Source organism: Mucilaginibacter defluvii, assembly GCF_039543225.1.
Lineage (GTDB): Bacteria > Bacteroidota > Bacteroidia > Sphingobacteriales > Sphingobacteriaceae > Mucilaginibacter > Mucilaginibacter defluvii.
The window spans coordinates 1-12559 of sequence record NZ_BAABJI010000004.1 but is presented as its reverse complement, the minus strand read 5'-3'; the positions used below and the strand labels follow the sequence as shown (position 1 = coordinate 12559).

The window sequence follows — 12559 nt, the reverse complement described above, 5'->3', positions numbered from 1 at the left end:
AAAAGCTTAACGAAAGAGCAAAAAAATGGTTGGTTTTTTATGCAGATCGGGTGGCTGTTTTTTCCAGTCGGCCAGGGTTTTGGTAGCAATCATCTCGTCGGCGCCGGTAATGTTGCAGGCAATGCAGAGTAGTGTTTTCGGGTTGCCGCTTTTCAAAATCTCTTCCAGCATGGGGTTGTTACGAAAGGGCGTTTCAATAAATATTTGCGTTTGCTTAAAGCGTTCGGCCTGTGTTTCCAGCTCCTTAACGCGTTTGCCGCGCTGCACTTTATCAATCGGCAAATAGCCATGAAAGGTAAAGCTTTGCCCGTTAAAGCCGGAAGCCATCAGCGCCAGTAAAATGGAACTAGGCCCAACCAGCGGCACCACCTTAATACCTTTACGGTGGGCTTCGGCTACTATTTCAGCACCTGGGTCGGCAACACCCGGGCAGCCTGCCTCGCTCATCAAACCAACATCATTACCGGCTAACAGGCCTTTAAAAAAATCGTTGGTCAGCTTATCGCGGTTGTGCTTGCCGTAATCGTGAATAATAAGCTCGCTTTGTGGCGTTTTCAAACCCGCTTCCTTTAAAAAACGGCGGGCTGTTTTTTCATTCTCTACAATATACTCTTTTATGCTGTTGATGGTATCAACCAGATAGGGTGTGAATGCTTTGGCCGCGGTATCGTCGGCAAGCGGTACGGGTATCAAATAAAGTGTTCCTGCTGGCATATTGCAAAAGTGGCTTTTTTTATTTAATTTAAGCTTTATGAAAGGAGATTGAATATTATGCATTCGCTTGGCATTAACTGGTTTATTGAAGGAGCTATAGATTTTGAGCATAAAAAATATATTTTATTAGGCTACCTCAAAGAAATTAACCGTCATTTTGATAAAAGCAGGCTTTACCCCAACCTGGCCGATCTGATATTTCATTACAATAATCTTCTGGAATTTAAAAACAACAAGTCGGTATTACAACAAGCCTTTCCGCACCGGCTTACCAAGGCCGACATTGAGGCAGTTAAGCTAACTTATAAAAAAATAGTGCAGGATGATAGTTCAATGCAGGAGATTGAGCGAATAATCACCTACTCGCTAAACAAAATGGACCCGGCCATACAAACCGGGAAAGAGATTTATGATTTTGTGGAGAGCCGCCTGAATATTAACCCGGTCGGCTTGGTGCCGTTGCTGCCTTACCACGGATATTTTTCGTTACGTAATGGCGACCAGCGTACCAACTTTGTTTACGAATACCAGCTTACCATATTTGAAGGTAAGGATGATAAATACCGCGGCATCAACATACAGTTGGTTGAAACATACGAACAAAGCATAGTTAACACACCCGAAGCATTTAAGTTAAGCCTGATTAAAAAACATCGCCACCTGCCTAACCCGGCGGTGTATTATGTACAAAGCGATATCAGTTTCCCGTTAGAGCCAACCTTGTTGCCCGTGGCTAAGCGCAGTCTGGTAAAATATATATCGCACGCGGCTTAATAGCAAGTTAAAAGAAGGAAGATTATTGTTGGCGATGTGCTTTTGAGGATACGTGTTCACTTAAAACTGTCATAGTTTATCGCTTCGATCTGCCATTTTTTATGATACGACAAATCAAATAGCAAACGTGTGTTAGGGTAAAGTTCATAGCCAACATAGGCTTTTTTGCCATCGGCGGAGAATATCTTTGCGTTGCCCTTAATTAGTTTTTGCAGTATTTCATCAGGTTCATGCGTGCGTAAAACAAAATCCATATCCATACCATTAATCTTTATCAGTTCACTTGTTAGCTTAAACCCCTCAAGGTTTTTGTCGATCTGTTTAAAGTATTCACGATGGGTATTCAGATAAGCGGCCGTTACGAAGCCGCTGCGATCTATCTTCGCTAAAAACCTCTCAACACCATCCCAATCTATGGATGGACGGGTTGTGCTATCAGGCGCACCGCCTTGAATTAATCTGATAGTATCAAGATATGGCCTGTTGGCTTTATACCACTTTATAAAGCCCTGTACAGTTAATAATATCTGTTGCCGGTTAACTCGGGTAGCGGCAGGTGTTTGGGCGTAAATGTAATTTAAATTAGTTAGGATGACGGTTATGGTGATAAGGGCAAGCTTTTTCATATATCTTAATATCAATAGATATCAACCAAACGCACTACAAACTCCGCAAGGTGGATGGCTTTTTGCCCGGATATGGGTTTACGGTTGCCAATGATCAATGTGTGATCGGCTATCTCTATAACAAAGTCATCCTCACGTATATCCATCACCGCGTTACGGAAATCGCGGGTTATACCGTTAATGGCTTTTGATTTATCATCGGCCAATACATAAAATGCATTGCTAAAGGTTTTGTCCTCTTTAAAATCAACTTCCAGCGGAAACATCAACTCAAAAAGTTTATCTGTGAATGTTTCGCGCCTTATTTTAACCCGGCCAAAGTTATGTTTAAGATAAGCTAATGCCCAGGTTTGCAGTTCACGGTTTTCAGTGATCCTGCCGTCAGCCCCCTGACTTTTAGTACAGGTTTCAACAAAGAGTATGTAGCAGCGGTCGCGCCCGGTTTCAATCACGTAAGAACTATGCAGTTCAACAGCTGAACATTGCTTAAACACCTCAAAATTGTTCAACTGAAAATCAATATAACCGGTTGGTTCAATTGCAAACTCCTGCCTTAGTAATTGATAGGTATCGCTAAAGTTTTCGTTGTGTGAGCCGGTAATGTCGGTTGTTATTTCCATTCAGTTGAACAATTGAAGCAATTGGTGTTAGCTTAATTTCTCTAAAGCGGCTTTAATGCGTGGTATGGTGAGTTTAATATCCTCATTGGTAATGGTACCCACTGACGCGCGGAACCAGGCTTCGTCCTCGCCTGTGCCAAAGGCCGAGAAGGGCACTAGTGCGATACCCGCGTTGGTGATCAGGTAAAAATTAATATCGGTAGCCGTTTCAAGCACTTTACCATCCGGAGTGGTTTTACCCAGGTAATCAACCTTTATAGTGAGGTAAATGGCACCCATCGGCTCAATAGCGTCAACACTAAAGCCTTCACTTTTCAATTGCTGAAAACCCTGGTACAGGCTTGTCAGGCTGGCTTGCACGTTGCCTTTAATATCGGCAAGATAACTGTCAACGGCGGTGTTGTCTGCTAAAAAGCGGGCCATAGATACCTGCTCGGCTTTTGGCGCCCAGGCACCCATGTGGCCCACGATAGTCTTCATGCTGTTAATAACGGCCGCCGGACCAAAGCCCCAGCCAACCCGTACGCCGGTAGCCGCAAAACATTTTGAACCGCCGTCTACAAATATGGTGTAGTCGCGCAATTTCGGGCGCAGGCTTACCGGGTTATAATGTTTGTGCTCACCAAAGGTTAATTGCGAATATATCTGGTCGTACAGCAGATACAAAGGCTTTTCTCCTTCGCTGCGGCTTTTATTCTCTTCGATCACCATATCGCAAATCTCTTCCAGGGCTTCTTTGCTGAACATGGTACCGGTTGGGTTCAGCGGCGAACAAAGCGCCAGCAAAGCGGCGCCCTTAATATGCGGACGAAGTTCATCTGCCGTAGGCATAAAGTTATTTTCTGGTAGCGTAGCCAGCATAACACCATCGGCGGTAAGCAGGTCGCAATAGTGGTTGTTGTTCCATGATGGGGTAGGGAATACTACTTTATCGCCCGGATCAACAATGGCAAGGTAAATGGAATAGATCAACGGGCGCGATCCGCCGGAGATGATGATCTCGTTAGCGGCAGCGTACTCCAAACCGTATCGCTCGCTCAGGAATTTGGATACACTCTGGCGCAGGTCGAGCACGCCATCGGCAGGCGGGTAATTGGTTTGATTTTCGTTATAGGCCTCAACAATACCTTGCTTTAATTTTGCAGGTATCGGGTATATGTTCGAGTCGAAATCGCCGATGGTTAAGTTGGCGATGTTTTCGCCGCGGCGTTTAAGCTCATTTATTTCAGCAGCAATTTTAATGATCTCAGATCCGCGCAGGTTTTGCGCTAATAACGATGCACTCATGGTATAATAATTTATAAACGTGGTAAATATAAAGTAAATAAAAAAGCGGTTGAGTATTAGTCAACCGCTTTTTATGATTAAGCCGCTGCCGGCTTTCGTAATTTTATGATCCTGATCCAGTGCATAACCTTCATTACAGGATAAACCGGGTCAACCTCAAACCATTTAGCGCCAAAGTTGGCTTTGTTCGGGTGGCGGTGGTGGTTATTCTGGAAAAGCTCGCCAAGCATCAAAAAGTCAAACGGGGTTGAGTTTTTTGATTTATCGCCGTTATCAAAGTTTGAGTAACCATACTTATGGCCGCACCAGTTAACAATGGCGCCATGAATAGGGCCCATCAAAAAATGTATAGGCAGTAACAGGAACATCCACCAGGCGGTAGCAAAGGTGATATAAAACCAGGTATAGAACGCGATGAAGAATAAACGCGATACAATGGTTGATCCCCAACGGTCAACCAGCGTCCACTCCGGGCAGTAGCCGTTAAAGCGATGTTCAGGCTCTTTCAGGCGCCTAACGTGCTCACCATAGCTTTTTGAGGTGTAATACATCATCTGGAATACATCCCTGAAAAAGTGCGGCGAATGCGGATCCTTTTCCGTATCGCTGTAAGCATGGTGTTCGCGGTGCATCAGCGCATAAGCGCGTGGGTTAAGGAACGATGCGCCCTGAAATAAAAAGGTTAAAAAGTGGAAAATGCGCTCATTTACCTTGTGGGTGCTGAACATGCGGTGCGATGCATAGCGGTGCAAATAAAAGGTCTGGAAAAATAATGACAGAAACCAGTGCGCTAAAAAGAAAATTAAAATATACACGTATTGTTATTTGGATGAAAATTAGCGTTTAAAACGCTGCAAAGTTACGCTTTATAAGCGTTATAATTTAAATAATCGCCTGTAATATTAACAGATAAAAGGCTGCTTTATTGTGATTAAAGCAGCCTTTTGTTGTAACAATGGGCTTGGTGCCTACGCAACACCGTCGCGCAGCGCCTTAATTTTATCGTGGCCCTCGTTTACTTTTTGTTGCTGTTGCAGTAAAATCGCGCGTACATCTTCAGGCAAACTATTATCTGCCAGGGCTTCCTGGTACGCTTTTTTTATGGCGTCCTCGCCACGCTCGCATTCCTGTAAAATACTTTTACGGTCGTGGCCAGTAAAGGTAGCTTTAACATCAAGCCAGGTGCGGTGCAGGGTACCGGTTACGCTATTGCCCGATTCGGGTGTTTCGCCATGCAACGCAACTGCGGCCATTAATTCCTGCGCGTTGCCGCGGCTGTCATGCGCAAATAAGGTAAATAGGTTACGCAGGTCCAGGTCCTCAGCGCTCAGTTCTTTGGCGGCGCGTTCAAAGCCGTCAATACGGTCGTTGTTTATTTTTATCAGGTCGTTGAGTGTTTCAACTGATTTTTCTGTCGTTGCCATAATGTTTAATTTAAAGTATATCACTATAAGTTAAATTAATAACCTGTAGCGATATACTTTGTTTTAAACATCGGGGTTAATCAATTATTAAAATTCGGGTGATACAATGTTGTCAACGTCGGCCGTTGTATCATTGCCCGCTTTCGCTTGCTCAGCAAGCACTTTCTTTAATTTTTGCTGATAGGCGTCGCTTTTAAGGTAATTCTGAAGCTTTACCGTAGCCTTTTTCATTTCTTCCTGATGCAACTTTAGCTCGCGGTTATTTTGATAGGCTTGTAGCTTTTGGCTCAGCAAGCGCATATTATCCTGCTTTAAGCCCAGGCTCTTTAAGCTGTATGCCTTATGGAGGCTATCGCTTAACAAACGCATGGCATCATGCGCCCGTTTGTAGGTCTCGCTTTCGTATTGTTTGTGCAGTTTCAGGCTTAACTCGTGCAATTGCTCCGTTTGCTGTTTAATTTTAGGTGAGTTGCTTAAGGCTGCTATTTTATTGCTGAGTTCGTCAACCTTTTTGGCTTGCTGCTCAAACGCATTGCTGGCGGGTTTAAGCTTGCCAAGTTTTGCACCTTCAACTTCCAGGCTTTTTTCAAGGTTTCTAAACTCTGTACTGTTATAATAACTGTCTATGGCTTTGCTCAGGCTTTCAATGTCTTTGTTAAGTTGTGTTACTTCCGGGTTGTTGCTCAGGCTTTCCAGCTCATTGGCAACTTTCTCCTGCCTGTCTGTCAAAGCCTTTAATTCCGGACTATTATAATAAGCGTCCAGCGCTTCGCCGTTCTTTTCCAGTTCGTTAGTTAAGTTTTTAAACTCAGCGCTTTCATAAAATTTGCTTATAAAGTTGGCATGTCTGTCTATTTCCGCACCTAACCGCTCTAATTCAGGGTCGTCACTAACAACCACATTTTTACCATTAACACGTACCGTACTTTTTTTAGCTGCAACGGGGGTCTTGGTTTTTGCCACGCGCTTTTTAGCGGGTACGGTATCGCCCAACAGTTGCTGTACAAACTCCGGTTTTTCGGTGTTTACAATCAGGGTTTTATTTTTTATCTGCGGATTGAACCAGGCTATGCTGCCCAGGCTAAAGGCAAACAACAGCAGCGCGGCCAGTGTATGCCTTACGTTTACGGTAAGTTTTTTGGTTGTCATGATACGTTCTATTCGGTTAAGTAATAAATGTTTTTTGCCGGTGGCCGCAAGTGCCAGCTGCAGGTTATTTTGTTTTTGTTGTTCGAGTTTTAATAATGCGCGGGCGTAAACCAGCGGCTCGGCGGTTATGGCTACTACTTCGTCGTCGCAGCAGTTCTCGCGTTCGGTGTTAATGCTGCGGTTAATCAGCATAGCAAACGGGTTATAAAAAAGTACCACCCCAATGATCTGTTGTATTATGTTCAGCAGGTAGTCGTTTCGTTTAATATGCGCCAGCTCATGCAGCAGGATAGCCTTAACCTCGGCCGCCGACAGGTTTACCTGCAAGCTTACCGGCAGCAGAATGATCGGTTTTAAATAGCCAATTGTTCCCGGCACGTCAATCAGTTCGCTAAAATATACGCCTGCTTTTTTGGTAAGCCTTAATGCCGAACTTAACTGCTCAACGGTTTGATTATATATAGATGTTTGGCTAAGCGTGTGTTTTACCCGGTTGATATGGTGCCAGGCAAAGAACAGTTTCAGCGAGTTGAATAGCAGCCCGGCCATGTAGATGACAGCGATGTAGGGCAGATACAGTTCAAGCGCGTATTGATACTGGCGGTACGATTGCGCTGAAATGTCCAGGTATTTTGGCAGGTAGGGTATAGTACCACCTGCCGGAGCAGCTGCCTGCCAGTTAACCTGAGCTGCTTCGTTAACCAGTGTAACCACAAACCAGCCCGCCATAAGCAGTAGCGCACCAAAGCTCAGGTTATGTTTACTTGCAGATTTTAACCCCGGCAGCAGGGCCAGCGAAAACTGATGCACCAGGTAAATGAGCAAGCCTTGCCATAAGGAGTGTATAACGGTTACACCTAAAATCTGACTGATATTTTGAACAATGTTTTCCATCGTGACTTATTGTTTATTTTCAAACTGATCGAGATATTTTTTGATAGCGTCAATCTCCTCTTTAGAGGTTTTGTGCTGGCCAAGGGCCTGCATCACTAAATCAGACGCAGAACCGCTGTAAACCGTTGCAATAAATTTATCCAAAGCGGTTTTTTGTGCCTGTTGCCGGGTAATCGCGGCTTTATAAAGGTGTGTTTTTGATGATGTGTCGCGCGATACCAAACCCTTTTCGTGCATAATCTGCATTAGCTTAAGGGTGGTAGTATAGCCTGCATCCTTATTTTTTGAAAGCTCATCGTGCACATCGCGAACGGTACATTCGCCTTTTGTCCACATTACCTGTAAAATTTCCAGTTCGCTTTCGGTTGGTTTTATATCACTCATTTTTTATCTACGATTTTATTCGTACAAATATCTACGATGATTTTCGTAAATGCAAGTATTTGAGAAAAAATTATAAAAAAAGCAAATTATTTCAGCGCGTCGTACTTTAACCCGTTGGATGGGTCCGTCTGCATCAGCAGGTTATAGGCGGAAGTACGCTCCTGTTGAGGGGCTTTGCTGTAGATAGATACGAATTCGTTACTCTTGGTTGTATAAAACACCACGGGTAGCATAGAGCCTAACCGCTTACGGTCAACGGAGGCGAGTGTAGGCAGCAGCGCATTAATGTTTTGCCTGCCCTTTACCACATTGTCCGCCATCAGGTCGAGTCCGTTCCGATGGTAATCATACATAAAGTTACGCAAGTTAACATACAAACGGCTGTTCAGGTTTTCAGAAAGCCAATAGCGGTTCAGGTTACTGTCAAACGCCTTCCATCCCCTAAAGGATGCCGTTTGCGCATTCACTACTATATTTTGTGCCGCTGCAAAAAACGGTGTTCCGCCCAGCCGTGAAAAACTATCGTAATCCATTCCCACAATAATGTAGGCGTAAAAAGCCATAACCGCGCTCAGGTTGCCCTGGAAGTTTTGATCGGTATAATCAATGGTTTGCCCCTCGGTATAGCTAAAGTCAAACTCCCGGTCGTTAATGTTAAGCAGCGTGGTAGTATATGCTGAATTATACACCGGCCGCGAAGCCTGCACCTGTAATTCGCCGCTGAAGTTACTGGCACCATCCCATGCGGTAACATTCAGGGTGAAGGTACAATCAATGCGCTCCTGTGGTAATATCGCGTCGGGCGTCCATTTGCGGCCGTTCAAAAAATCGCGCATGGCAGTTTCCAGTACGTCAAAAATGCGTTTGTTGGTAACCTGTATGGTAGGGGTAAGCACCTGTACGCGCGCGTTTAAATCCTGGGCACGGACTATAAGGCTCAGGCATAACAATAGTAATATGTACAGGTATCGCTTCATTAATGGCTTAACAGTTCAATCAGTTTATCACTGATGTCAGCGGCCACTTCAATCTTGCTTTTTAATTCAAAAACACTTTTATTGAGTTGCCTGTCAATCATGGTTATCTTATTCGTATCGCCTTTAAAACCTGCGCCGCTGTCATTTAGAGAGTTCAGGATAATGAGGTCGAGGTTTTTCTTATTCAATTTATCAACGGCATACTGTTCCTCATTCTCCGTTTCGAGGGCGAAGCCAATTAGTATTTGATTTGTACGTTTTAATTCGCCGAGGGTTTTTAATATGTCGGTAGTTTTTTTAAGGCCGATATTCAAAGAGGCATCCTGCTTCTTTATTTTCTGCGAGGCCACTTCAACCGGCGTATAATCAGCCACAGCAGCGCTCATTACACAGGCGTCAGTATCCTGAAACGCCGTAAGGCAGGCGTTCAACATCTCGTTAGCCGAGGTAACATCTATCCTGGTAATATTGGGGCTTGTAGCTTTTTGCGCCGTAGGTCCCGCTATCAATGTAACCTGCGCGCCCAGGGCGGCAAGCCGGTCAGCAATGGCAAAGCCCATTTTACCGGATGAATGATTACCAATAAAACGCACCGGGTCAATCGCCTCATAAGTAGGCCCGGCAGTTACCAGTATCTTTTTACCGGTAAGCGGTAAAGTTTTGCCTAACTCTCTTTGCAGTAGTTCAACTATTTCTTCCGGCTCAGCCATGCGGCCTTCCCCGTATAGTCCGCTGGCCAGCTCGCCCGTGCCTGCGGGTATCAGTATATTTCCGTAACTTTTTAAGGTGTTTAAGTTATTAAGCGTAGCCGGGTGTTTAAACATATCCAGATCCATAGCCGGGGCAAAATAAACCGGGCATTTGGCTGATAGGTATACCGCCATCAGCAAATTATCGCAAAGCCCGTTTGCCATTTTAGCCAGGGTGTTAGCCGTTGCGGGTGCTATCAGCATTATATCTGCCCAAAGCCCGAGGTTTACGTGATTGTCCCACTCGCCGCTGTCGGCATCAAAGTATTTAATGTGTACCGGGTTTTTTGATAGTGTAGAAAGGGTAAGCGGCGTAATAAAATTTGCTGCATCAGGCGTAATTACTACCTGTACATTGGCTCCGGCTTTAACCAGCAGGCGTACCAGCAGGGCCGATTTGTAAGCGGCAATGCTGCCACATACGCCAACAATAATGTTTTTATCTTTAAGCATGTACTTGTAACCTGTTCTGCATAAATATATATACGGGCAGAACGGTATGCTGCAAAGATAGTTTATATAAAAAAAAATCCCCCTTTTTGTAAGGGGGATCTCCATATTATAATTCTTTAGCTTCCTTAGCCGGGTTACGATAGTAAATTTTATCATCTAAAAACTCCTGAACGGCTACCAATGTTGGTTTTGGCAGTTTTTCGTAGTGTTTAGATATCTCTATCTGTTCGCGGTTCTCAAATACTTCTTCCAGGTTATCATTTGCAGAGGCAAACTCTGATAGTTTTTGGTGAAGCTCCTCTTTTATATTGTTTGATATCTGGTTGGCACGTTTGCCCATAACCACTAATGATTCATAGATATTGTCTGTCCCCTTGTCAAGCTCACGCAGGTCGCGGGTAACGGTGCTGCTTGCCACAGCTGATTTATTGTTAACGGTACTCATATCTTTATTAATTTGTTAATTCCGGGTTTTTATCTTTTATTGATGGTGGCTGCGCCGTAGCTGTATCTTTCTCGGCAACTTTTTTAGCCAGTTTCGGGTTAAGCGAAGCTTGCGCAACAATTCGTTTAGCGCGGGCAATACCGGCTTCGCTATCCTTAATATATTCTTTGGCGTCTCTAACCAGTTTACTGTCCGGATGTTTCTCTATAAATTCATCCGCGTATTTTATGGCATCGGCGTAGCGCTCTTCCTGTTTAAATTCAGTACTCTTATCAGCATATATATACTGTGCCCTGATGGTTAAAAACTCCAGTTCTTCCCCGTACTTGGTGTCCGGATAATCGCGCAGTGTATTATTAAAGGCGATAACCGCGGCCTGGTAGTCACCTATGGTAAGGTACAGCTTGGCATTCTCGTAGGCTTTTTGCTCCAGTTTATCGCGCAGGTTCTGTATAAGTTTACCGGCTTCAGCCACACGGTCACTTCTGGGGTATAAGTTGATAAACAATTGCAGCGCTTCAATAGCTTTAGTGGTATTGTCCTGATCGAGCGAGTATATCGGCGAATCCAGGTAATAACAATAGGCCGACATAAAGCGGCATTCTTCAGCCCTGTTGCTTGACGGGTATGTATCGGCAAATGTTTTAAAATGATAACGTGCCGATGTATAGTCTCTTAGTTTATAGTTGGTGTAAGCGTAATAGTAAAATAAATCCTCGGCTTCTGATCGTCCGCGGTAGCGTTGTACCAGGTCATCAAACAGCTCAAGCGCGCGGCCATAATTCTTTTCGTTATAGTAACGTAGGGCCTCTTTGTATTTTTTAGCATTATCGTTACTGGCTTTCAGCTTCTCGAACTTGCTTTTACAACTGCCCAAAGCAAGCGCTAAAACTGCCACAAAGCCACACAGTAACAATAGTTGTTTTTTAAACATTCTGCAAAGATAGTTAATATTATAAATCAGTCAATTATTTTATTCGGCGTGTAAATATAAGCCGGGCTTGTTTAAGTACTGTTATTACAGCAGGGCTTTAACATTTTTTAACCAATTTTATTGTTCACAATGGATGCGCTTTTATAGTTACATAATATATATGTATATAACATATGCTATGGTGTCACATTATATATAGTGTATACGGTAGCGTATAGTGTTCTGTAGCAGGGAGAGGTTATACAAATGTTGTTTTGATAATGTTTGCCCAGCTGTTAAAATTTTTCTCACTGAAGTACAGTGTGTTTAAACGTATAAAGGTAGAAATAGTGGCTTAGGATTTGGTGGGGCAGAAAAAAGGCGTACCTTTGCAGCCGCTTTGATAGATAAAGCGAGTGTTATTTGAAGGTTAGGCGAAGGTAAAGCGGGGAGATTGAAGGAGCGGCTTGAAAGAGCGGTCCGGAGACGAGGAGAAGCAGAAAAAAGCGTTAAGATTTTTCTTGCAGGAGTGAAACAGGAGTTGTACCTTTGCGACCCGCAACGGCGGGGGTTTGGAAGTCCGAAAGGGCGGAAGAGCAGTTGTTTTGACGGTCTGAGATCAGGATAAAAAAATAAAAATTTTTATTTTGGAAAAGCGAAAAGGATTTCTACCTTTGCAGACCCAAAACGAGGGAAACTTCGGAAGCGAATTCTGAAGGAAAAAAAAGTTGAAAAGTTAGCTTACCGCAACGGTAAGTAAAACATAAAGCCGGAGTGAGATACCGAGGCGATAAAGTTCTTTAAGGAAAAGATAATCATGTAGCGTAGCGGGCTACTTTGAGAAGGGGAAAGCAGAAAGGGAAAAGGCGAAAGCTTTTGACCGGAAGGCAGAAACCAAAACAGCAAAGTAGTACTGTCAATGAAAACAACTCCGTTCTGAGTTGAAAGAGAACCAATAAAGTTTTCAGGGGGATACTGTAAAAGATACAAATATTTACAGATTCTATTGATTGAGTTAATAGGGTCAGGTAAAACAAACAAAACATTATACAATGGAGAGTTTGATCCTGGCTCAGGATGAACGCTAGCGGCAGGCCTAATACATGCAAGTCGGACGGGATTCGGGAGCTTGCTCCCGATGAGAGTGGCG

The 12559-nt window shown here is 43.9% G+C and carries 13 protein-coding genes and 1 rRNA gene; 2 read left to right on the top strand and 12 right to left on the bottom strand.

What is annotated here, in order from left to right; all coding sequences use genetic code 11:
• Positions 1 to 6 precede the first annotated feature (6 nt).
• Positions 7 to 714 (bottom strand): SAM-dependent methyltransferase, encoded by a 708-nt coding sequence (locus ABD960_RS16960; RefSeq protein ID WP_345332928.1) that lies wholly within the window; start codon positions 712 to 714, stop codon positions 7 to 9.
• Between the two features lie 57 nt (positions 715 to 771).
• Here ABD960_RS16960 and ABD960_RS16955 point away from each other — a divergent pair, with 57 nt between their 5' ends.
• Positions 772 to 1488: a hypothetical protein gene (locus ABD960_RS16955; RefSeq protein ID WP_345332926.1), complete on the top strand. Its 717-nt coding sequence runs from the start codon at positions 772 to 774 to the stop codon at positions 1486 to 1488.
• Positions 1489 to 1544: 56 nt separating this feature from the next.
• Here the strand turns inward: ABD960_RS16955 and ABD960_RS16950 are convergent, their stop codons facing one another.
• The 11 genes from ABD960_RS16950 to ABD960_RS16900 form a co-directional block, all read right to left on the bottom strand.
• Complete coding sequence (locus tag ABD960_RS16950; protein ID WP_345332923.1) at positions 1545 to 2114, bottom strand: hypothetical protein; 570 nt, start codon at positions 2112 to 2114, stop codon at positions 1545 to 1547.
• Positions 2115 to 2125: 11 nt separating this feature from the next.
• On the bottom strand, positions 2126 to 2734 hold the full coding sequence (locus ABD960_RS16945) for a hypothetical protein (RefSeq protein WP_345332920.1): 609 nt from the start codon (positions 2732 to 2734) through the stop codon (positions 2126 to 2128).
• A gap of 27 nt (positions 2735 to 2761) precedes the next feature.
• The gene (locus tag ABD960_RS16940) at positions 2762 to 4021 is read right to left on the bottom strand and encodes a pyridoxal phosphate-dependent aminotransferase (RefSeq protein WP_345332918.1); all 1260 of its coding nucleotides are present in this window, start codon (positions 4019 to 4021) and stop codon (positions 2762 to 2764) included.
• 77 nt (positions 4022 to 4098) lie between these two features.
• Positions 4099 to 4836, bottom strand: coding sequence for an acyl-CoA desaturase (locus ABD960_RS16935; RefSeq protein ID WP_345332915.1), 738 nt, complete (start codon positions 4834 to 4836; stop codon positions 4099 to 4101).
• Between the two features lie 153 nt (positions 4837 to 4989).
• Positions 4990 to 5445 carry a PA2169 family four-helix-bundle protein gene (locus ABD960_RS16930; RefSeq protein WP_345332912.1) on the bottom strand — a complete coding sequence of 152 codons (456 nt, stop codon included), beginning with the start codon at positions 5443 to 5445 and terminating at the stop codon, positions 4990 to 4992.
• Between the two features lie 87 nt (positions 5446 to 5532).
• Positions 5533 to 7488: a M56 family metallopeptidase gene (locus ABD960_RS16925; protein ID WP_345332909.1), complete on the bottom strand. Its 1956-nt coding sequence runs from the start codon at positions 7486 to 7488 to the stop codon at positions 5533 to 5535.
• A gap of 6 nt (positions 7489 to 7494) precedes the next feature.
• Positions 7495 to 7872: a BlaI/MecI/CopY family transcriptional regulator gene (locus ABD960_RS16920; protein ID WP_345332907.1), complete on the bottom strand. Its 378-nt coding sequence runs from the start codon at positions 7870 to 7872 to the stop codon at positions 7495 to 7497.
• A gap of 86 nt (positions 7873 to 7958) precedes the next feature.
• A complete protein-coding gene (gene porD / locus ABD960_RS16915; protein WP_345332905.1) occupies positions 7959 to 8849 on the bottom strand; it encodes a type IX secretion system protein PorD in 891 nt (296 codons plus the stop codon).
• A complete protein-coding gene (coaBC, locus tag ABD960_RS16910; RefSeq protein WP_345332903.1) occupies positions 8849 to 10051 on the bottom strand; it encodes a bifunctional phosphopantothenoylcysteine decarboxylase/phosphopantothenate--cysteine ligase CoaBC in 1203 nt (400 codons plus the stop codon). Before coaBC ends, porD begins: the two co-directional genes overlap by 1 nt.
• 106 nt (positions 10052 to 10157) lie before the next feature.
• Entirely contained in the window at positions 10158 to 10496 is a 339-nt protein-coding gene (locus tag ABD960_RS16905; RefSeq protein WP_232179053.1) for a DNA-directed RNA polymerase subunit omega, read from the bottom strand.
• A 7-nt stretch (positions 10497 to 10503) separates the two neighbouring features.
• Positions 10504 to 11430: an outer membrane protein assembly factor BamD gene (locus ABD960_RS16900; protein ID WP_345332897.1), complete on the bottom strand. Its 927-nt coding sequence runs from the start codon at positions 11428 to 11430 to the stop codon at positions 10504 to 10506.
• 1028 nt (positions 11431 to 12458) lie between these two features.
• On the opposite strand from ABD960_RS16900, the gene ABD960_RS16895 reads away from it, so the two are divergent.
• Positions 12459 to 12559: ribosomal RNA gene (locus tag ABD960_RS16895) — 16S ribosomal RNA — on the top strand; the annotation flags it as partial.

Coding starts and splice junctions, on each gene's coding strand:
- ABD960_RS16960 (WP_345332928.1), bottom strand. CDS start 714: ATGCCAGCAGGAACACTTTATTTGATACCCGTACCGCTTGCCGACGAT.
- ABD960_RS16955 (WP_345332926.1), top strand. CDS start 772: ATGCATTCGCTTGGCATTAACTGGTTTATTGAAGGAGCTATAGATTTT.
- ABD960_RS16950 (WP_345332923.1), bottom strand. CDS start 2,114: ATGAAAAAGCTTGCCCTTATCACCATAACCGTCATCCTAACTAATTTA.
- ABD960_RS16945 (WP_345332920.1), bottom strand. CDS start 2,734: ATGGAAATAACAACCGACATTACCGGCTCACACAACGAAAACTTTAGC.
- ABD960_RS16940 (WP_345332918.1), bottom strand. CDS start 4,021: ATGAGTGCATCGTTATTAGCGCAAAACCTGCGCGGATCTGAGATCATT.
- ABD960_RS16930 (WP_345332912.1), bottom strand. CDS start 5,445: ATGGCAACGACAGAAAAATCAGTTGAAACACTCAACGACCTGATAAAA.
- ABD960_RS16925 (WP_345332909.1), bottom strand. CDS start 7,488: ATGGAAAACATTGTTCAAAATATCAGTCAGATTTTAGGTGTAACCGTT.
- ABD960_RS16920 (WP_345332907.1), bottom strand. CDS start 7,872: ATGAGTGATATAAAACCAACCGAAAGCGAACTGGAAATTTTACAGGTA.
- porD (WP_345332905.1), bottom strand. CDS start 8,849: ATGAAGCGATACCTGTACATATTACTATTGTTATGCCTGAGCCTTATA.
- coaBC (WP_345332903.1), bottom strand. CDS start 10,051: ATGCTTAAAGATAAAAACATTATTGTTGGCGTATGTGGCAGCATTGCC.
- ABD960_RS16905 (WP_232179053.1), bottom strand. CDS start 10,496: ATGAGTACCGTTAACAATAAATCAGCTGTGGCAAGCAGCACCGTTACC.
- ABD960_RS16900 (WP_345332897.1), bottom strand. CDS start 11,430: ATGTTTAAAAAACAACTATTGTTACTGTGTGGCTTTGTGGCAGTTTTA.